The 26,106-nt window shown below is 45.8% G+C and carries 26 protein-coding genes; 13 read left to right on the top strand and 13 right to left on the bottom strand.

The genetic code is table 11. The annotated features are described in order from the left end of the window. Positions 1 to 120: 120 nt before the first annotated feature. From A28LD_RS05675 to A28LD_RS05665, 3 genes are all read right to left on the bottom strand, one after another. Positions 121 to 1,008, bottom strand: coding sequence for a nucleotidyl transferase AbiEii/AbiGii toxin family protein (locus A28LD_RS05675; RefSeq protein WP_007420113.1), 888 nt, complete (start codon positions 1,006 to 1,008; stop codon positions 121 to 123). Positions 1,009 to 1,036: 28 nt separating this feature from the next. Continuing rightward, positions 1,037 to 1,561: a type IV toxin-antitoxin system AbiEi family antitoxin gene (gene abiEi, locus A28LD_RS05670; RefSeq protein WP_007420112.1), complete on the bottom strand. Its 525-nt coding sequence runs from the start codon at positions 1,559 to 1,561 to the stop codon at positions 1,037 to 1,039. A gap of 84 nt (positions 1,562 to 1,645) precedes the next feature. Next, on the bottom strand, positions 1,646 to 2,134 hold the full coding sequence (locus tag A28LD_RS05665) for a hypothetical protein (protein ID WP_007420111.1): 489 nt from the start codon (positions 2,132 to 2,134) through the stop codon (positions 1,646 to 1,648). A 217-nt stretch (positions 2,135 to 2,351) separates the two neighbouring features. Between A28LD_RS05665 and fic the strand changes: the two genes are divergently transcribed. From fic to A28LD_RS05640, 5 genes are all read left to right on the top strand, one after another. Further along, a complete protein-coding gene (fic, locus tag A28LD_RS05660) occupies positions 2,352 to 3,443 on the top strand; it encodes a protein adenylyltransferase Fic (RefSeq protein ID WP_007420110.1) in 1,092 nt (363 codons plus the stop codon). A gap of 45 nt (positions 3,444 to 3,488) precedes the next feature. After that, on the top strand, positions 3,489 to 3,785 hold the full coding sequence (locus A28LD_RS05655; protein WP_007420109.1) for a hypothetical protein: 297 nt from the start codon (positions 3,489 to 3,491) through the stop codon (positions 3,783 to 3,785). Between the two features lie 201 nt (positions 3,786 to 3,986). Further along, positions 3,987 to 7,139, top strand: a complete 3,153-nt coding sequence (locus tag A28LD_RS05650) for a DUF3427 domain-containing protein (RefSeq protein WP_007420108.1) — start codon at positions 3,987 to 3,989, stop codon at positions 7,137 to 7,139. 120 nt (positions 7,140 to 7,259) lie between these two features. Then, a complete protein-coding gene (abiEi, locus tag A28LD_RS05645) occupies positions 7,260 to 7,799 on the top strand; it encodes a type IV toxin-antitoxin system AbiEi family antitoxin (RefSeq protein ID WP_007420107.1) in 540 nt (179 codons plus the stop codon). Continuing rightward, a complete protein-coding gene (locus A28LD_RS05640) occupies positions 7,792 to 8,706 on the top strand; it encodes a nucleotidyl transferase AbiEii/AbiGii toxin family protein (protein ID WP_202796074.1) in 915 nt (304 codons plus the stop codon). The genes abiEi (A28LD_RS05645) and A28LD_RS05640 overlap by 8 nt, the downstream gene beginning before the upstream one ends. Before the next feature lie 144 nt (positions 8,707 to 8,850). On the opposite strand, the gene A28LD_RS05635 is transcribed toward A28LD_RS05640, so the two are convergent. The 3 genes from A28LD_RS05635 to A28LD_RS05620 form a co-directional block, all read right to left on the bottom strand. Beyond that, entirely contained in the window at positions 8,851 to 9,852 is a 1,002-nt protein-coding gene (locus tag A28LD_RS05635; RefSeq protein ID WP_007420105.1) for an SEC-C metal-binding domain-containing protein, read from the bottom strand. Positions 9,853 to 10,238: 386 nt separating this feature from the next. Then, positions 10,239 to 10,694, bottom strand: a complete 456-nt coding sequence (locus A28LD_RS05625; RefSeq protein ID WP_007420104.1) for a nuclear transport factor 2 family protein — start codon at positions 10,692 to 10,694, stop codon at positions 10,239 to 10,241. A 137-nt stretch (positions 10,695 to 10,831) separates the two neighbouring features. Then, a complete protein-coding gene (locus A28LD_RS05620) occupies positions 10,832 to 11,569 on the bottom strand; it encodes an endonuclease/exonuclease/phosphatase family protein (protein ID WP_040487044.1) in 738 nt (245 codons plus the stop codon). 181 nt (positions 11,570 to 11,750) lie between these two features. On the opposite strand from A28LD_RS05620, the gene A28LD_RS05615 reads away from it, so the two are divergent. Genes A28LD_RS05615 through A28LD_RS05605 form a run of 3 tightly spaced genes read left to right on the top strand, consistent with a single transcriptional unit; the run spans position 11,751 to position 13,581 of the window. Next, positions 11,751 to 12,011, top strand: coding sequence for a helix-turn-helix domain-containing protein (locus tag A28LD_RS05615; protein WP_007420102.1), 261 nt, complete (start codon positions 11,751 to 11,753; stop codon positions 12,009 to 12,011). Next, positions 12,008 to 13,249, top strand: coding sequence for a type II toxin-antitoxin system HipA family toxin (locus A28LD_RS05610; RefSeq protein WP_007420101.1), 1,242 nt, complete (start codon positions 12,008 to 12,010; stop codon positions 13,247 to 13,249). Before A28LD_RS05615 ends, A28LD_RS05610 begins: the two co-directional genes overlap by 4 nt. A 35-nt stretch (positions 13,250 to 13,284) precedes the next feature. Beyond that, positions 13,285 to 13,581 carry a hypothetical protein gene (locus A28LD_RS05605; RefSeq protein ID WP_007420100.1) on the top strand — a complete coding sequence of 99 codons (297 nt, stop codon included), beginning with the start codon at positions 13,285 to 13,287 and terminating at the stop codon, positions 13,579 to 13,581. Positions 13,582 to 13,751: 170 nt separating this feature from the next. On the opposite strand, the gene A28LD_RS11930 is transcribed toward A28LD_RS05605, so the two are convergent. The 3 genes from A28LD_RS11930 to A28LD_RS05590 all read right to left on the bottom strand — a co-directional run bounded on the left by A28LD_RS11930 (position 13,752) and on the right by A28LD_RS05590 (position 16,035). Beyond that, on the bottom strand, positions 13,752 to 14,903 hold the full coding sequence (locus A28LD_RS11930) for a TonB family protein (protein ID WP_237704249.1): 1,152 nt from the start codon (positions 14,901 to 14,903) through the stop codon (positions 13,752 to 13,754). 25 nt (positions 14,904 to 14,928) lie between these two features. Continuing rightward, complete coding sequence (locus A28LD_RS05595; RefSeq protein ID WP_007420098.1) at positions 14,929 to 15,306, bottom strand: BlaI/MecI/CopY family transcriptional regulator; 378 nt, start codon at positions 15,304 to 15,306, stop codon at positions 14,929 to 14,931. Positions 15,307 to 15,564: 258 nt separating this feature from the next. Beyond that, entirely contained in the window at positions 15,565 to 16,035 is a 471-nt protein-coding gene (locus tag A28LD_RS05590; RefSeq protein ID WP_007420097.1) for a DUF4870 domain-containing protein, read from the bottom strand. A 117-nt stretch (positions 16,036 to 16,152) separates the two neighbouring features. Between A28LD_RS05590 and A28LD_RS05585 the strand changes: the two genes are divergently transcribed. Both A28LD_RS05585 and A28LD_RS05580 read left to right on the top strand, forming a co-directional pair. Then, positions 16,153 to 16,347, top strand: coding sequence for a CPXCG motif-containing cysteine-rich protein (locus A28LD_RS05585; protein ID WP_007420096.1), 195 nt, complete (start codon positions 16,153 to 16,155; stop codon positions 16,345 to 16,347). A 198-nt stretch (positions 16,348 to 16,545) separates the two neighbouring features. After that, the gene (locus A28LD_RS05580; RefSeq protein WP_007420095.1) at positions 16,546 to 18,291 is read left to right on the top strand and encodes a DUF5666 domain-containing protein; all 1,746 of its coding nucleotides are present in this window, start codon (positions 16,546 to 16,548) and stop codon (positions 18,289 to 18,291) included. 105 nt (positions 18,292 to 18,396) lie between these two features. On the opposite strand, the gene kynU is transcribed toward A28LD_RS05580, so the two are convergent. The 3 genes from kynU to A28LD_RS05565 form a co-directional block, all read right to left on the bottom strand. Then, on the bottom strand, positions 18,397 to 19,647 hold the full coding sequence (gene kynU, locus A28LD_RS05575) for a kynureninase (RefSeq protein ID WP_007420094.1): 1,251 nt from the start codon (positions 19,645 to 19,647) through the stop codon (positions 18,397 to 18,399). A gap of 2 nt (positions 19,648 to 19,649) precedes the next feature. Continuing rightward, positions 19,650 to 20,429, bottom strand: coding sequence for an alpha/beta hydrolase (locus A28LD_RS05570; protein WP_158091783.1), 780 nt, complete (start codon positions 20,427 to 20,429; stop codon positions 19,650 to 19,652). A 133-nt stretch (positions 20,430 to 20,562) separates the two neighbouring features. Next, positions 20,563 to 21,135: a gamma-glutamylcyclotransferase gene (locus A28LD_RS05565; RefSeq protein ID WP_007420092.1), complete on the bottom strand. Its 573-nt coding sequence runs from the start codon at positions 21,133 to 21,135 to the stop codon at positions 20,563 to 20,565. 201 nt (positions 21,136 to 21,336) lie between these two features. On the opposite strand from A28LD_RS05565, the gene A28LD_RS05560 reads away from it, so the two are divergent. From A28LD_RS05560 to A28LD_RS11925, 3 genes are all read left to right on the top strand, one after another. Then, positions 21,337 to 22,341, top strand: coding sequence for a 2-hydroxyacid dehydrogenase (locus A28LD_RS05560; protein WP_007420091.1), 1,005 nt, complete (start codon positions 21,337 to 21,339; stop codon positions 22,339 to 22,341). 70 nt (positions 22,342 to 22,411) lie between these two features. Then, positions 22,412 to 23,986, top strand: coding sequence for an L-lactate permease (locus A28LD_RS05555; RefSeq protein WP_007420090.1), 1,575 nt, complete (start codon positions 22,412 to 22,414; stop codon positions 23,984 to 23,986). Positions 23,987 to 24,081: 95 nt separating this feature from the next. Beyond that, complete coding sequence (locus A28LD_RS11925) at positions 24,082 to 24,618, top strand: hypothetical protein (RefSeq protein ID WP_007420089.1); 537 nt, start codon at positions 24,082 to 24,084, stop codon at positions 24,616 to 24,618. Between the two features lie 59 nt (positions 24,619 to 24,677). Here A28LD_RS11925 and A28LD_RS05545 read toward each other — a convergent pair whose 3' ends face one another. Next, on the bottom strand, positions 24,678 to 26,090 hold the full coding sequence (locus A28LD_RS05545; protein ID WP_007420088.1) for a M24 family metallopeptidase: 1,413 nt from the start codon (positions 26,088 to 26,090) through the stop codon (positions 24,678 to 24,680). Positions 26,091 to 26,106: the final 16 nt, after the last annotated feature.

Genomic DNA, 26,106 nt, shown 5'->3' with positions numbered 1-26,106 from the left:
GAAATGCAGCGGCTAGAGGTCTACACAAAGTTACTTTATAGGTAATGATTTGTAGACCTTTGAAATCATTTTGTCCATCTAGTTAAACAGGCCCAGTTTATGAAATTCGAATATTCAAAACTAGCTCATATTAAATGGATTTTTTGGTTTGCCATCATGAAGTAACTCAGACGCGATGGCTTTTACCTCACCCTGAACGTATGCCCAATACTCTGGGTTATCTAAGGTTCTTTCTTTAATTTGCTTTGGGATAAAACGACTCATTTCCATATTGAAGTCATCGTGTACTTCCTCCTCCGACATTAGCTTAGTTAACGCAATAGACAGCGCCTGTCGAAAGTCATCTGTTTGCTTGTGTCGGGCGTTGAGTTTCTTTTCAACCAATACCTTGGATAAATCAATTCCGCGCTGCTTAATCCAAACAATATCCCAGAGATCACGAGGTTTAACACGCCTTGCTCGATACGCTAACGCGATAAGCTTATCGGCCAGTGTTTCTTGTAATGATTGAACAGGAACTAAGATGCCTTCAGTCGGCACAACAATGTCGTAATGATTGATTAACGGACGCTTTTCGATATCGAATGAGGGTATTGCGCAGACGTCAATATGCATTTTCTGTCTTGGTAAATCAGGACGATTAGGCTCTTTCACGATACTAATCTTCCACGAAACAGTATCCCCTTGCTGTTCGCCAGAGGGCTTGTTTACCCAAACTTCAGTTTCATACTTATTTTGAATATAAGTCTGTAGCTCGGACTCCAACCCCTCAAAATCCGATGGTTTGAAGTCATGACCACCGTTGAAGTCAAGATCTTCTGACAACCTGCTGCTGTTGTAACACATGCGTAAAGAGGTGCCGCCAATAAAGGTTAATCGTTGCATAACGCCTTGCTTGATCAGCACGTCCATAATGTCATGATGCAAGATTTCTTTTTCTATCACGGGCGTAACTGCTGCATAGTCAGGGTTTGACTGTACGATTTGGCGAATTTGTTGTTTCAGCATAATTTATCTCCTACATGCTCCCCCATACTTAGCTCTCCAACATATGTAGATTACGGCGGCAGTGTTTTAGGTCTGCAACCGCTTGCTCTTTAAATGCGCGATACATTTTGATGTCGGGGTCATAATACAAATTAGGAGCGATTTGATCGACGGACCTTTTAGTATGGGTAAACTCGATCACGCCATAAGGCGTATCAAAACATCCACTTCGACCTTTAGTCACCACCGTGATCCTGTCCATCACAATTTGCGAAATATCGCCGGTATAACTGAGCTGGCTTTCTAAGCTGATGTAACTCAATACGCCACTGCGTAACTTTTTGATGATTTTATAAATGGCGGTCTCGGGCTCAGGGGGGGTAATCATACTTTCATAGAAACCTTTCGCCACCCGTCTTAGCAAGCCCTTCTTAACGCTATCTACTAGGAATTTTCTGAAAGCGGGGCTACATGGCACACCCAACATAAAAGCCAGCTCAGTTGCACTGTGAACGCCTCCGCCAGCGCGAACCGCTTTCGCGAATACGTTTAGTAGCTCATCAGATTTTGCCATGGGTCTACACTAAATTACCAAATAAGTTATTTAGTGTAGATCTGTTATTAGGCTTGTGCAAGGTGCTGGTCTACACAACAATTATCAAATTGGCTTGTTGAAAGCGCGAAGTTGAATATTCGCGCTTTCAGGTAAAGCCTTTTTAAACTCTTCCATTGTTAGAGACCAATTATAATCAGCACTTATCACTAGCTGTGAGTTGTTATGATCGTTCACTATAGAAATCGAGTAGCGATGCGATTTGGTAGAAGTGCCGGTTAATGTTATTTCGGTTTCGGGATATGAAGCTAAATCAAATGATGTATTTTCCCCAATGATCTGATTATCGTTTATTAAAACGACGGCAGTATCGTCGATTTTTTTAAATCGTTTTACAGCTCTTATTGGTTCAATTGGAATTGATATTATTCCAAAAATCGAAAATGCAATCAGAAATTCTCGCGGTATTCTGAAGGTCCACTCTTCTACAAAAATACTTCTCAATAAAAGAATGGTTAAAATAACTAACCCTAGTCCGTATACAATAAAATTTACCCAAACTAGTCGCTTTGTTTTTATCCCTATAATTCCCATCTACCCCTCAACTCCTTTTGTAACAACAAAATGGACACTCATTAGTCAAGCAACCGCCGGCTTGGTTCCGTATGGCTGGGTTTGTGCGAACGGATGAGTAACTAACAATGTATCGAAGAAATGCATAAAAATCGACATGAAAACTTGTCATGTCGATAATAACGACATAAACTCATGGCATAACCTAAACGTGTCGATTTATTCAGGATTTTTAAACATGATTTGGTATGCTGACCGTCCCTATAATCAATTACCTTTGTTGCCGCCGGAGCACGAGCTATTAGAAACCAAACCCGTGCTCAAAGCCTGTATAGCTGCCCGGGCAGCTTTAGCTGAGTTAAAAAAGGCTGGAGAACTGATACCTAACCAGAGCATGTTGATCAATTTATTGCCTCTACTTGAAGCAAAGGACAGCTCTGAAATTGAAAATATTGTCATTACGACAGATGAGCTTTTTAAATATGCCTCGGAAGATAAAGCTGCGGACCATGCGACAAAAGAGGCATTACGTTATCGAACGGCTCTCTACCAAGGCTTTATTCAGTTAGAACAAAAACCACTTTGTACGGCAACGGCTATTGAGGTGTGTAGCACGTTAAAAAATTTACATATGGATATTCGTCAGATGCCTGGCACTATCATAGGCAATCAGACAACTGGGGAAGTTGTTTATACCCCGCCAGTGGGGGAGTCGGTGATTCGAGATCTCTTAACGAATTGGGAACACTTTCTTCACGAGGAAGATGATCTTGATCCCCTAATTAAAATGGCGGTGAGCCACTATCAGTTCGAAGCGATTCACCCTTTTTATGATGGTAATGGGAGAACCGGTCGGATTTTGAATGCTCTCTATCTCATTGAACAAAACTTACTAACCCTGCCGATACTTTACTTGAGTCGATATATTGTTCAAAACAAACAAGATTATTATCAACTTTTAAATGGGGTTACCAGAGGACAAACGTGGGAGCCTTGGCTCTTGTTTATATTGGAAGCAGTTGAGCAAACGGCTGTGTGGACTTGCGACAAAATCGCAGCAATTAGAGAGCTTATGCAGAGCACGAGTGAGTATGTAAAGGCGCAACTTCCTAAAGTATATAGCCATGAACTGGTTCAAGTTATTTTTGAGCAACCTTACTGTCGGATCAGTAATCTGGTAGAACGCGACATTGCAAAACGCCAGACGGCTTCAGTTTACTTGAAACAGCTATGCGATATCGGTGTGTTGCAAGAACTAGCCTCCGGCAAAGAGAAGCTTTTTATGAATCCGCGTTTAATGGTTTTGATGTCGCAAGACACAAATACATAAGAAGCATTTGAGTAAGATCTGTTGTGTAAGCGGGAGTGAATCACCATGCGAAAATCTGACAAAAAGCTGGAAACTGAAATCATTCGGCGTTTAACCGATGTTTGTGAAGCTATGAAGCCGGAGCTCGAAGGCTCTATTTGGTTAACGCATGAGGTGAATTACCAGCGCTTTCCCGAGAGCCTGATGGTAACTTTGATGTTCAATGATGAGGTATCAGAGCAGGTATTCTTGCAGGAGTTCTCTGTGTTGTTACCGCAGGTGCAAGCCGCGCTGCGGCCGATGCTGAGTAACGAGTTACCAGCCAAACAAATCGAAGCTCGGCGCGAACACCGATTGCATTGATTGCATAAAATCGCTTTGAAACAAATTGTGTATCGTCAAATTTGTTGTCAGCCCATTGAAATTAGTGCGTTCGTGGGTGAGTTAAAACTATGCTACTACATTCATTGATGCACGTTTTTTGAATCGCGCTACTAATTCACACCTCAAACTTGCCCTTCACAAATTTTCCTGGCACTTTAAGTTTCCAAGTAAGGAGGCTGCATGCCAGATTTGCCACAGGGTTTGTATGAGTTACTCAGAACTTCGGAGTTAGGCGAGGCGCTGACGCAGTTTGGCGACCGTGCGGAGCTTGAGAGCCTTAATTTAGAAACCGGTGCACGCCATTTAGCTCATGCTATTACTGAGCAGATTTCCGATATTCTAGCGCAAGTTGCAGAATCGGGTGGCAGCGGTCAAGAGCGCTTACAACGGCAAGTGGAGTTTCTAAACGCACTGCTAGTTCAAGCGCGGCAGCTTGCGCAGGTTGAGAGTGAAGCAAACCCAATAACAAATCCTCCTCAAGTACTCCGGAGTATTTCACCACCGAGCCAAACATTAGAACTGCCAGCCATTGGTCTTGCGCAGCCATGGCTGTTTACTTCGGGAAAAGATTCTCCCGCGCTTTTACATGAGCTACAAAGTGAGCTGAATAGCTGCGATTCAGTGGACATTCTGGTGAGCTTTATTACGGTTTCGGGTGTGCGCAAAATTATCGACACCTTGAAACGCATCACGGCGCTCAACGCGGCGGGGCACTCGCAAACCAAAGTTCGCATTATTACCACCACCTACATCGGTGCTACGGATCAAAAAGCGCTCGATCAACTTGCCGCGCTGCCGAATACCCAAGTGAAAGTATCTCTCGATGGGCGGCGAACTCGGCTACACGCTAAAGCTTGGATTTTTGAACGAGCAACCGGTTTTGGTTCGGCCTATGTGGGCAGTGCAAACCTCTCCGGCGCAGCGCTTATGGGCGGTTTAGAATGGACAGTGAAGTTTACCGAAAGGGGCCAAAAAGCACTTTTTAGCCGCGCCAAAGCCCATTTTGAAACCCTTTGGCAAGACGAAGAATTTCAAACCTACGACCCGCAGAACGCAGAGCATCAACTCGCCCTTAAAGACGCGCTTGTACGCGAGAAAGGCGGGCAATACGAAGTGGTGCAAGGCATCACCACTTTTTTCGATATTCAACCGAAGCCTTTCCAGCGTATTTTGTTGGATCAGCTTGAGAATGAACGCGAGCATAGCCGTTTTAGGAACTTGCTGGTGGCTGCAACGGGCACGGGTAAAACCGTAATGGCCGCGTTTGATTATAAACGCTTGTGTGAGCGAGAGGGTGGGCAACCGCGTTTGTTGTTTGTGGCGCACCGTAAAGAAATACTCGAGCAAGCGTTGAATACCTATCGGCATGTGCTGCGCGACGGTAATTTTGGTGAGCTTCTCTCAGGACAACATCAACCCAGCGGTTATTCCCATGTGTTCACGACCATTCAAAGTGCATTGAGCCAGAATCTGGTTGAGCAATTTGGGGCCGATTATTGGCGTGTGGTGGTGATCGACGAGTGCCACCACATTGCCGCTAATAGTTTTACTCAGTTTGCCCAGGCTATTCAGCCGCGCTATTTGCTAGGGCTTACTGCTACGCCTGAGCGCTCCGATGATAGAAGCATTTTCACCCATTTTGATATGCGCCCGGACGGCTGGCCTGCCGCACAGTTACGCCTTTGGCATGCGCTCGATCAGCAATTGTTGGCGCCTTTTGAATACTATGCCTGTGCCGACAATACGGATTATCGCGAAGTTCCTTGGCGACAAGCGGGAGAGATTAGTGCGTTAGATGCGGTATTAACCGGCAACCATGTGCGTGCACAAGCCATTGTGAATGCTTGGCAAGGGTTGGTGAGCAATATTGAGGAATGCCGTGCTTTGGCGTTTTGTGTAACCATTGCCCACGCCGAGTTCATGGTGGAAATGTTTAATAACGCGGGTATCAAAGCCGCTTTAATCACCGGCGCAGCAACGGCTACTGAGCGCAAAGAGTTACCCCGGATGCTTGAGCGCCGAGAAATAAACGTGCTGGTAACGGTTGATTTATATAACGAAGGTGTGGATTTGCCTTTTGTTGATACCTTGCTGTTGTTGCGGCCAACCCAAAGCGCCACGCTTTTTCAACAGCAAATTGGCCGTGGGCTCCGTTTGCATGAAGGCAAAGAGAGCTGTTTGGTGATTGATTTTGTGGGTAATTCCACAGGCAACTTCCGCTTCGATGTACTTTACAGTGCCATTACCGGGCTTTCTCGCAAAGGTATTATGGAAGGTGTTGAGAAGGGCTTTGGTAAGCTGCCCATGGGCTGCCACATTCAATTGCAAAGCCACGCCCGTGAACAAGTTCTTGCCTCGTTGCGAGAGGCGGTGAATTTCAGTTGGAATCGATTAGCCCAAGAGCTCGCTCATTGCCGAGCCAGAGGCGGAGCGGATTCACTCAGCCAGTTCTTAAACGAACAACAGCTTGAGCTTGATGATATTTACCGTCGGGCTACCGGAACTGGTAAAACTGGCTGGATCCCACTGAAGCGGGCTGCGAAAATAGCTACCGAGGAAGTAACCGCTCACCAACTTGAAGAAGAGCGCTATTTTAGCCGCCGCTTTGCTGCGCTTTTGCATGTTGATGACGTGGAGCAACTCAATGTAATGAGAGCTTTGGGTGCCAGCCTTGGTGAGCTAGAAGTTACTGCAGAAAATAAAACTCGCTTGCTCATGTTGTGTTATCAGCTAGTTGGTGGCAGTGGTGCACTTACCATTGCAAGTGTGATGGAGCGACTCGCTGCATTACGGGAAGTATGTAATGAGTTAGTAGAGCTTGCTGATTACTTAGATGCCCGCACTAGCAGAGTATATGCGCCGCTTTCTGGTTTAAAAGATACGCCTTTGAGATTGCACAGTGCATATAATGTTCGGGAAATTCTCGCCGCCATCGGTTATTACACGGAAACAACAGCATCGCCGTTTCAAGCAGGGGTGCTGCGATTGACTGAGCAAAAAACTGAATTACTGTTCGTAACGCTCGACAAATCCGACGCACTTCATGAAGGCGTGGCGTACGACGATTATGCCATTAGCCGTTCGTTGTTCCACTGGCAATCGCAAAGCTCTACGCGCCCTAGCACACCTGCAGGTAGGCGATACATTGAGCAGGCTCAAAATGGCTGGCAATTTCAGCTCTTCGTGCGCCTCAACAAACAAAGCCCATATCGCGCCTGCGGGTCGGTTGATTTTGTTAGCTACCACGGCTCACAACCCATGAACATTACCTGGCGGCTCAGTGAACCCCTCACCGACGAGCTCTTCCAAGCATTTTCGGTTATTCGCGGCTAAACCTCAAACACGAAGGTTTGTGCCAACATACCAGTCTTAATGTAACACTATATTGCCACAAGAACGCAACGGGTCTACACTAATGGTAATAAAAGTTACTATTAGTGTGAACCAAGTGAGATGAAGCAACTCGACGCTATTCGAAAATTATCTGATTTCGACAAACAAGGTCGTTACGTTTATGCGTTGTCGGATCTCAGAAAAATTTTTTATGAAGACAGTGAAGCAAATTTGCGCGCTGGTATTAAACGGCTAATTAAAGACGGCATTTTGGTGCGGACGAGTAATGGTGTTTTTGTCTACATGCCGGCACGTTCAAAGGGTAGTAGCACGCTAGAACTGGTGGCGCGTGCTATTCGACGCGGTGAATACAACTATGTCAGCCTTGAGTCTGCGTTGTCAGAATACGGTGCTATTTCACAAATTCCAATTGATCGGTTAACGGTAATGACCACCGGCCGTTCAGGTGAATTTAAAACGCCCTTTGGTACTATCGAATTTACCCATACCAAGCGCGACGTTATCGATATTTTGGATAATTCCGTTGAAGTTGGTCGTCCGCTTCGGCTCGCCACGCAGGCTGCCGCCTATCGTGACTTAAAACAGGTCGGCCGCAATCTGCATTTAGTTGATACTGAGGTATTAAATGACCATGGATAAGCAAAACTTTTTACAGCTTGTTGAGCGCGCCATGGCCGACCAACATGTGAGCCATATGCGGGCCGTAGTTGAGAAAGAACTGCTGCATTACGATATTCTTTATGCACTTGAACAGGCAGGGCTGCTTGACTCTCTCATTTTTCAAGGTGGCACGTCGCTACGCTTATGTTATGGCGGAAACCGTTTCAGTGAAGATCTAGACTTCGCTGGTGGCTATGACTTTAGTTCGTCGCAACTAGCTGAGATGAAGGCTTGTATTGAAACCTACATTGGCAATCGCTACGGCCTTGAAGTAACAGTAAAAGAACCTAACGAACTGAAGGCCGAACCCACCTACGCTGAGTTGCGAATTGAAAAATGGCAGATTGCGGTCGTAACTGCACCCGAAAACAAAAGCTTGCCAAAGCAACGCATTAAACTTGAGGTTGCGAATGTGCCGGCATATACCAAGCAACCTTTAGCGCTGCAGGCAAACTATCAGTTTTTGCCAAGTGGCTATAGCGATTTACTTGTAATGACTGAGTCGCTAGACGAAATTATGGCAGACAAGATTGTGTCCTTAGCTGCTACCAAAAAATATACGCGAAATCGGGATATTTGGGATTTGCCATGGTTACTTCAACAAGGCGCCAAGTTAAATACTGACTTGGTGCAGCAGAAGCTAGTTGACTATAAACTAAATGACTACGAAGCGATGTTGAACGATCTTATTCAACGCCTACCGCAGCTGGTTCAGAGTGATAACTTCGTGAATGAAATGCAACGCTTTTTACCAACCGACGTTTATGACCGTACGTTGGGTAAAAGCAAATTTCAGGCGTATTTAAGCAATACACTTGTGAAACTGTTTACCGAAGTTCGCCGCGCACTGTTCAGTAACGGTGGGGGCAACGAATTTCGGATGTAGCTTAAAGTACTACGTCACTGTGTAATCTCCCAGAAAAATCGTAGCAGTCACCAATCCTTAAGCCGGCAGGGTGCGTCGGCATGCGTCGCATTCAAATGTGTTTAAGCTCCAACTCCTCTTCTAAGCCTTTTCGGTAATACGTGGCTAAACCTCAAACACAAAGGTTTGTGCAAATATGGGTTGCAGTTCCACGCTGTAAGGCGTTTCTACTTCTGGGCTATAACGCCCAGGGGAGGCTTTCGAAAAGCCCCAATACTGCAAGAAGCGCGCGATAAAACGAATCTCGATGATATGGCTGAATGTGCGTTCAACGGTGGTATATTGTGATTGTGGAATTTGAGCAAAAATATCTGGAAACGCGGTGGCGGTTTCTGTGGCTAACTGGTTCAGAGATCGGTGTTTTTGGATGCGCCAAAGCATAAACACCCAAAATAGGCGTATGCTTATGTGTTCACCGTAGCTATCGAAGTACGCCCAGTTGTAGCGACTAACTGTAACCTCCAGCATTGGCATAAAGAAGGCGCCTATCCCATGTTTTAAGAACTGCTTTTGGGCGTCTTTTTTCACATAAAAGTAGCCACCACGGCGGTAAATAATGCCTGCTAACTCTGCGATAATTCGAGTGTAGTGCAGGGCGTTGAACTTGTCTTCGTTTGCACCCGCGAATTCACTGATACTGATATGCGTGGGGTAATCGGATGTAAGCAATTCTGGCCAAAGCTCGGTGGCTTGTTTCACGATAAAAGTGGGTAAATTCCCTTTCGATGTCGCTTTAAATTTACCGTTGTTTTCCATAGCCGCGTTAATCATCAGTTCCAAGTAACGCATTACGGGGCTGGTGCTGAAGTCTGTAGGCGCATTGATTTTAATTCCCTGCAGCGCATTGAACGGCGCATAAAGCCAGTTCTGCATTAGGTTGGGTGAAATACCACAAAAGTCGTTAACAGGATTGTTATTCCGGTCGTTCATCATGCGCTCGGCCACTAAATTAAGCTCATCGATGGACAAATTCGGATTCATTGCAACCGTTTGCTCGAGCGCATCACGAATTTCATTGGTTTGGTTGCCAACGCTATTCATGCAGCATTTTTTGAATTTTTTATCACTACCGCAAGGGCATGGGTCGTTCCTACCGAGCTGAGCCATAGACGTTTTTCCATCATTAATTTCAGGCTGGCATTTTAACAAATAAAGGATAAGGTTGAGAACCGCGACACTTTTTGTCGTGATATTGCATAAAATGGAGCCTCGTTAAAAAAACACGAAGAAAATCAGTTGTGGCGTAGCGATTAAAGATTGTACTAAACGAGCAAGCAACTCAGCGCTATTTGCACAATGAGGCAGTTCCATTCATTATTTGGCTCGTCGCGTGAGCCGAATATATGATTGATCGGCTCACTCTCGAACTGCGCTGAAGGTAAGCAATGGCTTTGAATGAAATCGAATTGAAAAAGTGGCTTTGGCAGCGGCCACATCTGCATTTTGAAGCCCCGCCGGGTTTGTTACATCCAGAACATGAAGTAGCCGCTAGGCTACTCTATACGCCGCGTGGCATGCCAATTGATTGCCTGCCAGCGGCCATCTTGCCATAGCATAACGCCGCTGTTGTAGAACTCTTCTCGGCCATAGCCGGCATTGCTCTCGGTTTCTGATACGAGAACGAAATTGATAACTACCAAATCACCGAACGTTTTATAGCTAAAGTTTTCAGCGCTGTATATTTGCGAATAGCCTTCAACCGGTTCGGTGGGGCCGGCGCTAATAACACCCTCCATCAGTTCTTGCTTGCCAAATCGGTTACCGCTTGAGCTGGTGTAAGTGAGATCTGCGTGCCAGAAGGCGTCGTGTATTTCCGCATCGTTGGCGCTAGCGCCTTCTAAAAAGCGCTCGAGCGTTGGCTCAAGCTGCTCGAAATCGGCTTTAGATTGAGCCAACGCAGGCGTGCACAAACTTAAGCTAAAGAGGGGTAGTAGTAATAGCTTTCGCATTTTTGTTCCTCGATTATTCATTTAGAGCAGGTAAATAACCTCGACGCCTACAAGAGCCTCGAGTAGCCAAATGTCAATGCAACACCCGCGCCAATGCTTCACTGGCAGCGGCGTGGTGTTTGCCTATGATCAGTAATTTATAACACGAACCGCGCATAAATGGGGTTATGGTCAGAAACGGTGGTTGTGTCGATGGCCGTTGCCTCTTTTAGCCCGAGATCGCGATAGAAAATGAAATCGAGTGGGTTTTGTCGGTAGGTTTTAATGTGCTGGGCATCGAACATGTTGGCTTGGCGTAAGCCTACGCTGCGGCAAAACCGGAGCAAGTGTAAACGCCGTTGCCGATTCCACACGTTAAAATCGCCAGCCACGATAAGTGGCCCTTCATGGTGTAAAAGCTCTGCTTTCAGTAGCTCGAGCTCACGCAAAAAATGGTTTGTTCGAACAAAATTAATGGCGTGCACATTCACGATTAAAAGTGATTGTTCATCCGAGATTGGGTGATACGATAGCATGTAGCTTTTATGAGTAGTGAACATGCCTTCCCGATGGTGAGAAAGGAGTGGCTGCGCTTCGGTAAATGCGTATTGGCTGGCGGTTAAAACGCCATAATGTGAACGGTTGGTTTGCATATTCGGTGCTAATGCATACGACCAGTGGGGCAAATGCCAATCTTTGTTGGAGGCTAGTTTTGCTTCTTGCAACAATAAAAATAAGCTTGGGAATTCTTCTAGTAAACGCGAAAGTGCGAGTTGAAATTTTAACGTTTGGGTAAGCTTTTGCGTATTCCAGCACAGCACTCCAAACTCCGCTCCTGGCGTTATCAGTTGCTGATGAAGAAAGCGTTGAGGAACAATGATTTTTGGCTTTAGCACTTCTCCGCCTTTAAATCGATAGTTAACGACTACTGAAGCAATTACGCCTCACTGTTTAGTTATTATACTGCAATCTCTTAGTTTAACCTAATTCAACAATCACAACAAAAGTTCGCCATATAGCAATTAAATAAATAATAGGCTACTATGTTTGCTAATGAGCGAACATTAGGGCGATGAAATGGCAACTCGAATTCAAATAGGCAATGCGATACGCGCAAACAGAAAATCGCTTGGTTATACTCAGCAAGCACTATCAGGGCTTACTGGTATCCACAAATCGACGATCTCTGAAATTGAAAATGGCCGTTTTACGGGGTCGTTCGATATTCTTGAGCGTGTTTTAGATGCGGTTGGTTTGCAGTTGGAGGTGTCAGATAAGAAGCATCGTTTACCGGATTGGGATGAGCTTGATACTCTTTTCACAGAGGACGATGCATGAGCAACACCGAGAGTAAAAAGCTAGAATTGCCTAGTCAAGTTAGCAATATCACTGTGTGTGTTGGTGATATTGAAGCTGGCTTGTTAACACATGGGTCTGCCCATCATTTTCAGCCCACTCAGGAAGCGCTACATGTATCGCTCACCATGACCCGGAAGGGGCTTGACGGATATTCTTCTGGCGCATTGCATCCGATATTTTCACAAAACTTGCCCGAGGGGTTTAATCGCCGTTTTATTGCGGAAAAGCTCGCCCGTTATGCCAAGGTAGATGATATGTATTTGCTCGCGCTGCAAGGTGATCAGGGCATTGGAGCGTTGTCTTACCAAAGTGATATCTGTTTGCCTGAGTTGGAGCCCGTAGCGCTTGATGATATTTTGTCGTACAGCAGCGCTAGCCCTTTATTTCCCCAGCTTTTGGAAAAGTACTATTTACGTAACTCTTTGGCCGGTGTTCAGCCGAAGGTGAGCGTGCCTCATAGCGAGGTTACAACAGAGCGAACGGTTGAACAACGGGATATCATTGTTAAAACCTTTGATGCAGAGTTTCCGTTGTTAACGGTGAATGAGTTTGTTTGCATGGAGGCGGCACGTTGGTGTGGGCTTGAGCCACCAAAAACCTATTTATCTAAAAACTTAGAACATTACGTGGTTGAGCGATTCGATAGCACCGATGCTGGTGTTCGGTTGGGGTATGAAGATTTCACTACGTTGATGAAAAAGCCTAACGACCCAGATGCGAAATACTCGGGAAGTTATGAAGCACTCCTGCAAGCAACGCTCATATATACTAGGAGCCAAATTGAAGTCGAAAAATTGTATTCTTACCTCGTGTTTAATTGCTTAATTGGCAACGGAGATGCGCATTTAAAGAACTTTGCACTGCAATACACTGCCAACATGAACGATATTTTTCTATCGCCGCCGTTCGATATTACTCACACACTCATTTACGATACCATCGACAATAAGATGGCCTTAAAATTGGCAAACGGTAAGGCGTTTCCTGATACTGCAACCTTGCTCCGTTTGGCCGAAGGTAAGGGATATCGAATTCGCAACGCTCGCGAAATTATTGAGCAGTTAGCGGATGGTATTATGGAATATCTTAAACAGTCGAATGAGGTTCAACTATTGCAGGGATTGCGCGAATCCATTGAAAGCTCTGTTGCTCAAGTTACAGCAAAATCAATGGGAATAACAAAGCTCCGCCGTGATCGCAGAAAGAAATATGAATAAATACAGCAAAAGCAGTTCTAAAGCATTGAGTAACCATGCGTAAATCAGACAAGAAAATCGACAATGAAATTATTCGTAAACTAACGATTGTTTGCGAGGAAGCTAAGCATACTGATAGCGGCTTTGTGTGGCTTACTCATGAGGTGAATTATCAACGCTTTCCGCAAAGCTTAAAGGTGATTTTAGTTTTTGATGATGAAGTTACCGAAGCGCAGCTGTTGGCGGAATTTCGCGTTTTGATTCCGAAAATTCAAGATGCGTTAGAGCCAATCCTTGGTAGCGTACTCCCTGCTTCACAAATTGAGGCTCGGCGCGAACACCACGTGCATTAAGCCCTGAGTGTATTAAATGCCTGACCTTGCTTGGTACATGCTTGGTACATGCTTGGTACATGCTTGGTACATGCTTGGCATATCCTTGGCATAAATAGGCGCGCGAACAGCCGGTAGCTCAATATTGGAGTGAGCACTAACTGCCGCGCGTACTTTATCTTAATAAATATCTACTCCCGCTCAAAAGTAAACGCTATGCCGTAGTCTTCCCCGACATATTCTGGACTAAAGCGCCAGTGCTTTAATGCATTTACAGCGGCATCATGAAATATTTCATCCGATCCTGTGATTTCTATCCAGATGTTCGATGTTGTACCCGCATGCGTGATGTCAAAACGCAGCTCAACCGTTCCCTCTAAACCTTGCTCTGTTGCAGCCTCTGGGTATAAAGGAAGAACACGAACAATGGCGGGAGGCGTGGAATGTTCTATGGTGTTCGATTTGCCCTCAAAAAGTTGGTTTGCTGTTGCTGAGTTCATGAGGAACAGCCATGCCGCTGCCGCGACTGCGAATACGGCAAGGAGTGGCACATAGCTGTAGCCATGTTGATTAGTGAGGTATTTTAAACGTTGTTTCATAGGGTGTGCTCCATAGTGATTAAGGTGCGGTGTGCCAAACTGCACGGCAACTTTCCGGTCCTTAGAAAATGCTAAAGAACTTACGAGAAGTGCTTCGGCATAAGTTTTAGTGTCGTGCGGATAGCGTTCAATAACTAAGGCATCGCAAGCCAATTCCTGATCCTGACGATAGCTTCGGTAAGCCAGCCAAGCGATCGGGTTAAACCAATTGATTGCGAGTAAAACATAAGCCAGTAAATTGAATTGGAGGTCGCCTCGATGCCAGTGTGAACGCTCGTGGGCGATGATTAATGCTTGTTGGCGTTCGCTATATCGTTCCTCAAAATCAGTGGGCAGCAATAAGCTCGGCCGAATTAAACCAATAATCGCGGGCGAGTGAATAGCGCTGAAACGGTATGCTTTTAGCGGAAAATCAGAAATCTCTTTAACACACTGAGCACGATCTAAGCTGCGATAAAATGAGAAGGTTGTGATCAGCATCCACACCAGTAAGCTCGCAACGCCAGCCATCCATACCCAAAGCCACAGGTATGATTGCGAGGCGATAAAGGTATCAGCGTTTTGCACGATACCCGGGGTTACGGTGAACTGGGTTGTTATACCGCTCGTTGCGGGCAAACTTGGAAGCCACGGAAGTATTGAAGCCAGAGGAACAGCGAACCACAAGCTATATTGAATACGAGAACCGAGATAACGCAATACGGGGGCGCGTAAAAGGAGTAGTACAGCACAGGTAATAGCCATGAGCCAAAGGCTTGTCGTTAGTGAATTAATCATGCTGGCGATCCTCGAGCTTTTCGATTAACGCTTTCAGCTCGGAAATATCCTTATCGCTCAGCTCACCTTTTTCGGCAAAGTGGGCGACAAGTGGAGTTACGTTTCCGGAAAATAGCCGTTGCACAAAACTCTTACTGGCTTTTTCCTGATATGCTTTTTCAGAGATTGCCGGCGAATATAGGTAGCTCCGCCCCTGCTGTGTGTATGTTAGTGCATTTTTTTGAGTGAGGCGGCTCAGCATGGTTTTGATGGTTTTTTCGTGCCAATCAAAATCTTGCTGTAACTGACCAACGATCTCTTGTGCTGTTTGTGGCGATCGCTGCCACAAAACTTGCATTACACGTAGCTCTGCGTTGCTGACTTCAACCATGACACCAATCTCCGATTACACTTGTAGTTTATATATTGATTACATATGTAATCAAAGGGGTCAAGAGTTTTTTTGCGGGCATCATTATTTTTGCTGAGAAATTTTTGAGGTACTGGTACTACAGGCCGCAACTTCAGGAGGGTAAGCAATGAAATCATCAGAAAAGCAACAGCAGAAATACCTTTGGTTGAGGGCTAAGAGCACTTCATATGAGGTGCTCTGTTAGCCCATACTGATGCTTTATCCGAATTCAGAAAATTAAACGCGAAAAAACTTAATACTCAATGGGTAATGCCAGAGTTCGCCATCTTTTGCTTTAATCGCGCCAACAATTGCAAAGATAATGTGGCAAACCGCTAAGGCAAGTAAAACGCCGAAACCGATAATAACAACCAACAAAATGAAGCCAACAATTGAGTAAATAATTGAGCTGATTAGCCAGTTAGCAACAACGCGGCCGTGCTTATCAATATATTCGTCTTCTCTTCTTACGAGCCAAAGCACAATCGGTATAATTAAACCAATCCAAGGAAAGGCGAGACCGAGCAATAACGATAGGTGGATAAACATCGCGTATTGACGACGATCTTCGTCAGTTGTAAGTGCTTGCGAAGTTGCTCGAGTAGAAGGTTCGTTTAAGAGTTTGTGCTTTTCTGCTTGAAACTCATCTTCACTCAAAACCCCTTCTTCTTTTAATTTGTGCAAGCTACGTAACTTTTCAGTATCCATTAGCCGTAATTCCTTTTGATTGTTTGCTTAATTGCTTATTTATATGCTTCCATCTACGATATGTTACCGGTGCATTATTCCCCGAAAAGCGTGCGCCAATGGCCTAGGAGTTGCGGTATGTCATTAAGTTACGAATCTGAGTTTTCTTGCCCGTATTGTATGGCCCCGAATGCGCTGGAAATCGATGCGGCTAACGATGTTGGGCAAGCGCAAATTGTTGATTGCCAAATCTGTTGCCAACCGATTGAGCTTACCGTTCATGAAACCATGGATGGGGAGTTCGAAGTGATCGCGCGCACTGATGATGAATAATTGCAAACTGAGCTGAATAACAGGCGATACGAGATTAGTTAATCTGTGAGGTTATGTAAAGATCAAGTTAAGATTTATGGAAGAATTAGCATTTACAACTAACTTTATTTAATCTACATTTGAATTTATTAACAGCAAGTCTAGTATTTTAACTAGCAGGGATGCGGCTCAACATTTTTCAACACGAGGTAGTATCTTATGCGTTTCTCAAAACCCCTTATTGTACTCGCGTTATCTGCTGCGCTGAGCGCATGTGGAAGCAGCTCTTCAGATGAAACTTCAATTCCAGATCCCAATGCTGGTGGTGGTGATTCACCAACTACAACAACCACAGTGTCTGAGGGCGTGATCACGGGCTTTGGTAGTGTTTATGTTAATGGTCAGCGCTATCGTTCTGGGAACGCAATTATTTCTATTGGTGGCACTCCAGCGGCCGATGAAGCTCAACTTAAAGTGGGTATGGTTGTACAAGTTTCAGCCTCCAGCTCAGACGACGATGATGATGACCCGGAAGCCTCAGAGATTCGCTATGAAGAGCATCTACAAGGCCCTATTAGTTTTATCGATAAAGCCGCTCAAGTAATTACGGTGCTTGGCCAACGTATTGTTTACAACGATTTAACTAAATTTGATGACACAAATCTAGATACGCTGTCAGTGAATGATTTCATTGAAGTGAGTGGTTACCCAGATGAAAACGGTGATTTTTACGCAACATTAATCGAGCTTGAAGACGATCAAGAAATTAAAGTTAGAGGTGAAGTTGCCTCGCTTGATACAAGTGCCGGAACATTTTCAATCAACGCACTCACCATTGATTATAACAGTGCTGAGTTTGATGATATGAGCATTGATGACCTCATCGACGGCCTGTTTGTAAAGGTAGAAGGTAGTGAATTCGATGCCGATACCCTAACGCTTATTGCTGAGAGTATAGAAAATAAAGACGATAACGACATTGATAACGATATTGATGAAGTGAAAGTTGCAGGTATTGTTAGAGATTACGATGAAGAAGCCGGTAGTTTTTCTTTAAATCGTTTCACAGTAGTTGTGAATGATGAAACTGAATACGATGATGGAACCATTGAAAACTTAGCAAATGGTGTGATTGTTAAGGTTGAAGGTGAATACGTAGATAATCAGTTGATAGCTACTGAGATAGAGTTTAAGGCTCAAAAAACTGAAACAAAAACTGAAGGGCAAGTTACCGATATCAACTATGAAACACGCAACGTTACAGTGAACGGGTTGGTATTTACTGTAAATCAGAACACACAATATGAAGATGATTCTGAGCTCGATGATCGTCAGTTTAACTTTGATAAAATACAAGCTAGCGATTGGCTGAAAGTTTATTCAGCAGAGAACGATGCTGGTGATTTTATCGTGCTGAAAATTGAGCGTATCGATGAAGATGATCTTGAGGGTGAGATTAAAGGCGCTGCGCTAAACGTAACTGAAGCGGGTATGAGTGTTGCCGGTGTTGCTGTAACTTTCACCGACGGAACACACTTTGATACCGAAGAAGATCGTATTACCTTAGCGGAATTTTTAACTTTGGTAGAAGAATCACCCGTTCTTTTGGTTGAAGTTGAAGGCGAATATGAAGCTGGCGTTCTAGTGGCCAAGGAAGTAGAAATTGAAACTTTTGGCGGTAGTAGCGAAGATAGAAATAAGCTCGGTAAAGTAGAGTTCAAAGGAAGTGTTGAATCTATCGAAGGAAACTTTGTTTTTGTGGTTGGCAATGAACTGCGTTTCAATGATCAGAGTGAGCTTGAAATTAACGACCAAGACGTAACGGTTGAAGAATTTATCGCAGCGCTCAGCATCGGAAGTGTTATTGAAGTTGAAGGCGTATGGAGAGAAAGCAGCTTCATTATGGTGTTAGAAGCTGAGCTTGAAACCGAAGATGATAACGATGACGACGACGGTGATGAATAACCGTTAATGAAGATTACATAAAGATAAGCCGCGCAATAGCGCGGCTTTTTTTATACAAGAGCTAAAATGTAGCTACTGGGGTTACTTCATTATAACTCTAGGTTTTTAGGTTACTGCTCCCCGCTGCTGAAACTCGGCACGCTGGTAATGGCGTTCGTGCACGATAACGGCTAACGCTGCCACAGCTTTTTCTATTTCGGCATAGCTGTTGTACAACGGCGAAAAACCGATGCGCAGGTATTTTGGTGCGCGGAAATCGGCAATTACGCCTTCAGCAATCAGTGCTTGGCAAATCGCAAAAGCATGTTCATGCTCAAATGCCAATTGGCTTCCGCGTTCTGCTGCATCACTTGGCGAAATACTTGGCATATGCTCTAGTAGGCCTTCTGCTGCCATGCGTTCGAGCCAATATTTGCTTAAACCAACCGATTTATCCCGCACATCGGCCATATCCACACCCTCGAATATATCTAGTGCTGCATCTACTGCAGCCAGCGCCAATATCGGCGGCGTGCCAGTAATGAACTGGCGAATGCCTTGGGCTGGCGCGTAATCTACCGAAAACGCAAAGGGCTCTGCATGGCCAAGCCACCCAAAAAGCGGCTGAAGTGGCTTGCTGTGCTCTTCCAGGTGGCGCGGGGCAACATACAAAAACGCGGGCGCACCTGGGCCTGCGTTCATGTATTTATAGGTGCAGCCCACGGCGAAATCGATATGGTTTTCGAGTAAAGCTACGGGCATTGCCCCTGCGCTGTGGGCTAAATCAATGATAGAAAGCGCACCCTGTTCGCGCGCTTTTTGGCTCAGCTCAGCAAGCGGTAAGCGGCGGCCGGTGCGAAAATTCACCTCGGTTGCCAACACCACGGCAGTTTCGCTGGTAATTGAATCGAGCAGCTCATTTTCAGGCACTAAGCGCAAAGTACAGCGTTCGCCTAAAAGCTTGTGCAAGCCCTGAACCATATATAAATCGGTAGGGAAATTATCCTCGGTAGAAAGCACTTCAGTGCGGCCATGGTTTATTTGCAAAGCGGCACTTAATACTTTGAAAAGGTTAATTGAGGTTGAATCGCAGCACACCGTGTGGCCGGCTGGCGCTCCAATTAAACGGCCGATTTTATCGCCAACGATAAGGGGCAGGTTGATCCAGTTGTGTTTGTTCCAGCTGGTGATTACATCGTTGCCCCATTCTTGCTGCAAGGTGCGTGCAACACGCTCTTGCACGCCATGGCTTAATAGGCCCAAAGAGTTGCCATCGAGGTAAATAGTATCGGCGGGAATATGAAATTCATTTCGTAGCTTCGCAAGTGGATCGCTTAAATCTAAAGAATGCTTCGCGCTATTTTGGGTAGTTAACATGCTTACCTCTGTTCTCTTATGTGCAACTGCTGCAATACCGAAATGAGTGTTGAAAATGCTTCGGTGCCCGGATGAATTACATCAAAATGGCCCGCGCCTTCAATTGCGATTACCTCGGCGTTCTCAAGCTGCATTTGTTCGCTGCCAACAATAGTATCGGCATCGCCTTGTAGTAAAATAATATTCGAATGGCGTGCTTGTTTCGCAGGGTTCATTGTTTGTTCATCGCCTGGCGAAGTAGCTAAAAACCGGGCAGCTGATTTTTCACAGCCGCTTTCACCCATTGCGTATTGTTCGATATCGGTGATAGCTGCTAAGCCAATTACGGCTCGAATTGGTAAACCTCGTTCGGGCTGGCTAGCTAACAATGCTAGGTGCCCGCCTGCGCTGTGCCCCACAAGCGAAATATTTTCAGCGTTATAATCGGGGTTTGTAGCTTCAGCTAGAACAGTAACGGCATTGGTAATATCGTTCAGCGATCCCGGCCAGCCGCCACCTTCATCATCAAGCCTGCGGTATTCCACGAGCGCCACCGCAAAGCCGGCATTGCGCACACCCTCAGCTAGGCCTCGGCCGTGCTCCACATCAAAGCTGTTCAACCAGCAACCGCCATGCACAAAAACTACCAGAGGTGCTGGCTCTTGAACACCGGCGGGTAGATAAAGTTCAATGAATTGAGGTTCGGCAGCACCATAACGAATAATGGTATCGGGTGAGGCGGTTGAGCGATCGAGAACGTCTTGAAAACTTACCTGATCGGCATTTGCGGAGCTGGGAGCCAAAACACATAAACCGATTAAAAAGCTAACTAAAAAAGTATTAAATCGATGCACTAGGGGTTCTCTCTTATCGTTATTCTCAGTAAAAACGTTTACCGGTTGGAAACCAACAAAACGGCGAATTAGCCGATATAATTCAAGCGCTATCAGATGCCAGCAGTGCTCGCTCTATGGCAAACACATGCTCATCGTGTTCATCAAGCTCACGCAGCGCCGCCGCAAGCTTCAGCAAATATTCACTATTCTGGCCGCTTGGGCCTTCGCTGCGCGCAATATGAGCGGCAATTTCGGTTTCATTGGCTTCACCCAAGAAGGCTTCGTTATCGGGGCCAGCCACATATACTAAGCCTTCTACTGAACCGTTGCCATCGAGCCATTCAAATTCGGTAAAAAACCGCAGATAGCCATTTTTCTCGCGGTGATCTAAGTGTGCAAATACATCGGGTGTTACTTTGTAGGCCATACCGGCACAGCTATGCTCGGGCGTTTCAATTAAGGTGGCCACGCGGCCCGGGTTTTCTGGTGTTCCCCGATGATCGTGTGAACCTTGCCAGAATCGCCGTTGCCACCCATGAATGCGCGCGGGGCGGCGTTGCAAATAAGGGAAATCAGCTTTGTAAATTAACGAGCCATAGCCGAATAACCACACCGACGATAGGTGGTTTAAGGGTTGGGCGCGTTGGTTTTCTTCTATAGTGTTGTGCGACATTGATTACGGTCAACTTTTTATCTGATTGCAGCGCTATACTGAATGAATGCGTTATTAGTTGAATCTAGGAAAAATTACATAGGCATCACCAGTGTACCGAGTTAATGCGGCGCCTTCATCTCAACAATTTTATTCTTTGCTAAACTGAATAGTTCAGGCAAGCAAAAGCGTTTACGAATAGGCCAGCAAAGGGGATCTTCAATGGAAATCGCATTTTTTAGCAGCAAACCTTACGATCAAGCATCCTTTAATCACGCAAACGCAGAGCATAGCCATAATATCACTTTTTTTGCGGTGCCTTTAAGTGTAAACACCGCTGCTTTGGCCGAGGGCTCGGCTGCGGTGTGTGTGTTTGTAAACGATGAAGTAAATCATAAAGTGCTGAAACTTTTAAAAGCCGGAGGCACTCAACTTATTGTGTTGCGTTGCGCAGGCTTCAATAACGTTGATCTCGCAGCGGCTGAAGAGTTGGGTATTCGCATTGCGCGGGTTCCGGCATATTCGCCACATGCGGTTGCAGAGCATGCATTAGCGCTTATTCTTACCTTAAACCGCAAAACCCACCGAGCGTTTAACCGTGTGCGCGAAGGCAATTTTGCACTCGATGGCCTATTGGGTTTTGATCTTGCGGGTAAAACTATAGGTGTGGTGGGTGCTGGTAAAATTGGTGAGATTTTCGCCAAGATTATGCAAGCTATGGGCTGTGAGGTGCTTATTATCGACCCCGAAGCAAACCGTGAGGTGCGCAAAAGTTTCCGCATTGTAGAGTTTGCCGAGCTTATTAAAAATTCAGATATTATTTCGCTGCATTGCCCGCTAACCCCTGAAACACATCATTTGATTAATGCCGAGGTTTTGGCTGCGTGTAAACGCGGGGTAATGTTGATTAATACTAGCCGCGGAAAAATGGTAGATACTAAGGCTGCTATCGAAGCATTAAAAACCGGCCAACTCGGCGCGTTGGGGCTCGATGTGTATGAAGAAGAGGGCGATTTATTCTTTTCGGATTTATCATCAGAAGTAATTCAGGACGATATTTTCATGCGCCTACTTACCTTTCCCAACGTTCTCATTACCGGACACCAAGGTTTCTTCACTCGCGAAGCACTTGCCAACATTGCCGATACAACACTGGGGAATGTAACCGCGTTTGCTACCGGTAAAGGTGAATTATTTGCAGTAACTAGCGAAAAAGTAGTTGGTTGATAGAACCCCAACAGGCTCAGCTTTAGCGCGCAAATGATGCACAAATATCCCGGCACTTAAGGACACATAAATGCAGTTTGATTTGTTTTTATTAAGCGCCCTTAGTGTGCCGTTCCTTATCATCCTAGTAACTATGATCGGGTTGAAATGGAGTGCGTTGAAAGCTGGCAGCGTGGCATTTTTGGTTACGCTTGCAGGGGTGCCTTATGTGCTTGGCATTAATCTCCACCTGCTTACTACTAATATTCTGCCAGGCTCTGTATTAGAGGCAGCAATTACTAGCCTGAGTATTCTGTGGATAATTTTCGGTGCGCTTTGTATCTATTATTTGCAGCTTAATAGCGGTGCTATTGCGAGTATTCAGCTGCAACTTTCTCGGTTACACCCAAACCCAAAAGTAAGTGCGTTGTTCATTGCTTGGTTCTTTTCAATGTTCATGGAGGGCGCCGCAGGTTTTGGAACCTCTGCCGCATTAACAGCGCCATTCTTGGTGGCGGCGGGTTACCGGCCGGTGCTAGCGGTTGTGCTCGCGCTTTGGGGGCATAGTTTAGGCGTTACTTTCGGTGCCGTGGGCACGCCGGTTATCACCCAGGCTTTGCTGGTTGCTGAATCTGAGCTCACGCTAACGCGTGCGGTGTTGCCTTATCTTTTACCCACCACATTTGTATTAGCGATCGGCTTGGCGTGGGGCTGCATGCGTTACTCGCCCAATCATGCGGAAACCGCCACTGCACACCCCGAAACATTCCCGTTTGCGGCCATTAAGATTGGCTCATTAGCAGCATTCAGCTTCGTTCTACCTGCGGCGCTACTGGCCTATTTTTTAGGCCCGGAATTACCCACATTGCTGGGTGCAATTATAGGTGCTGGGGTATTTACGTTAGTTGCTTCATTTAACAAAACTACTGTGCACAAACCATTAAAAAATATCCACGCTAACAGTGCTGATCACAAGGTATCTTTCATGAATGCTATGGCGCCCTACAGCATTTTAATTGTTTTGGTGCTAATCACACGGCTCATACCAGATATCAAAATAGCGTTGCAAACAGCACAATGGCAACTCGAATGGCAGGGCTACCAAGGCGCAATACAATACCTCTATCATCCAGGGACATTATTGTTTGTGAGTTTTATTTTGGGCAGTTTGTGCCAGCGAAAATCAGCATTACCGGTAACTACAGCACTTGTAAAAGCTTTGAAACAAGCATTAGCACGTGTGCTTACCGTGTTGGCAGCGCTGTTTGTAATGCTAATGCTTTCCCGGTTGTTAGTTCACACCGGTGCTATTGCGCAACTGGGGCAAATCGTGGCGGCAATAGCGGGTGGCTGGTGGCCATTCTGGGTTCCTTGGTTTGGTGTGTTAGGCACTTTTATTACCGGCTCAGCTACGGCTTCCAATATTTTGTTTAGCGAATTCCAGCGCTCGGCCGCGCTTGCTTCCGGTGCCAATGCTGCGCCTTTACTTGGGGCGCAAACTTTTGGAGCTGCAGTGGGTAACATGGTGTGCCCGCACAATATTATTGCCGCTGGCGCAACGGTAAATCTTGCCGGTAACGAGGGGAAAGTGATGCGCTACACCTTACCCATGGCAATTATTTTGGCAAGCTTAGCCGGTATTATTGCAGTATTCATGAATACATAATCCGTAACAAAAATGCCCTTTTTATGGACGCATAAAACCCTTATAGTTGTTCACCTCTGTTTTACTAAAAAATACAAACAAGGAAGAGGTTTTTAATGATGATGCGGCAGTTTTTATATCTAGCAGTAGGGGTGGTTTTTCTTTCGGGTTGCCAGAGCACTACAGAAACACAAGCAGAGCCAGAGGCTACAAACCCCCAGCAAAACTTCGCAGAGTTAGTTCGCGATAGTAAACCGCCTGCGGGCCCGTTACACAACGTGCGCGAGGGCGTTATTGATCCGGTGCAAGCTGTGATCTATGCATCTCAAGCTGGGGAAAATGGTTATTCGGGTACTTTCGGTATGACCGTTCGTAATCTGGGCGTTAACCCGCGGCAGGTTTACTTAAACAGCGAGCTAAATTACCGCGAACAACTGAATGTATCAGTACGTATGGATATGGAAGTCGTCCGTTTTTTGCGCCGCACCTATGGCAATGATTGGCTGAACGAAATCGTTGGCAAACAAATTGAAGTAGAAGGTGAAGCGAAGCGTGTAGTGATTTGGTTTAACTGTAACGAAGAGCGCACGAACTCTTATTACTATCAAACGCACATTCATGTTAGCCGGCCAGAACAGTTTAGAATTCTATAAATTAAAACAAACAGGGCGCATGCTATTTGGCTTGCGCCCTTTTGTTCATGAGTCATCTGTTAACGAATAAGGTGCCACTGCGTTTTGCGGCCAGCGAGGTAAATTACCCGTTCGCCATCGAAGTAAGCACTTTGTTCCAGCATAATCTGAATCGTTTGCCCGCCCCATTCAGGAACCGCTTGTTTTATATTTCCTTCAATCGCATAAGCGGTATTCGGATACAGCGGCCAATCACCATTCACCGCCGTTTCACCTTGGTTATCCCACATGCCAATCGTAGGCCCTGGCGCGTGGCCAAAAAAGCCGATGGGGTGCGTGTAGGTGCTGCTGACAATGCCTTGGCGCTCACTTTCCGCACGTGTGGCGGCTAAAATTTCATTGCCGGTGCGGCCAGTAACAAAGTTATAGGTAAGCATATCTTGCCAACGATTGCCCGTGAGTAACGCATCTTTCAGGCCTTGTGGCACATCATCTTCATCGCGTTTCAGCACATACGCCATTTCTTGGGTATCGGTGCACATTTTTAAATAGCAGATACCCACATCGGTATGCACAACATCACCGCGCTGAATTACGCCAGTGCCGCTACTACAAAAAGGTGCTTCGGGCGCACACTCAATACCTTCACGTTGAAAAGTAACGTAAGGCATAAACCAAATCGGCAAGCTTAAATCTTCAAAGCGTTGGCGAATATACCAAGCAACATCATCGGTTGTGGTAGCGCCAGGGGTAACTACTGCTGAGCTAAATGCTTCGGCAATTACACCGCGGGCTAGAGCAACTGCATGCGCAAAGGCATCAAGCTCAGCTTCGCTGCGTGTTTCAAGCCATCGCACAACCAAATCTTCTGCTGGAACCAAGCGATTCTGCAATGCGCTTGGCAATACTTCGGTTAACCTATCGTGCATGCCTTGGGTTAGGCCATCGGCCTCTGGCCAGTGTTTTGAAACGTTAATACCGATACGGTCAGGGTTTTTGGCAACAATTAGCTCGGCTAAAGCGGCCCATTGTTCATCAAGATCACCACCCGACCATGCCGATTCATAGGGCCCACCTAACGGATAAGTATTCACCGAAAGGCGCTCAACACTACCATCGGCTAATTTATTGAATACCAACATGGTGGTGCGCCGCGCCGCAAAAGTAGGCTGCGGAACTAAACTGAAATACACAGGATCTTCGGCATACTCACGGTTAATCACGAGCCACATATCAATGTTGGCGCTTTCCATTAGTTCTGGCAGCAAGGTATCTAAGCGTTCACTCAACATTGCATTTTCTGGCGCTATGCGATCACGGTGTGGCAACACTGCAAATTCGTTAGCCGAGTTGATTACGCGGCCCTGAGTTGGTGTGTACTCACTTTCGTTAAAAGCTTGGCTGGTTGCCGCACAAGCCGTGGCAGTAAATAAACTGCTACCGAGCAGTAAGGCTAGCGCTAAGCGGGTTTTCTTCGATAGTTTGTATTTCAAAGCAGGGCCCTCGTTA

Origin of the sequence: Idiomarina sp. A28L, from assembly GCF_000218785.1 — a bacterium.
In the GTDB taxonomy this organism is placed as follows: domain Bacteria; phylum Pseudomonadota; class Gammaproteobacteria; order Enterobacterales; family Alteromonadaceae; genus Aliidiomarina.
This window is presented reverse-complemented; position numbering and strand designations above follow the sequence as displayed.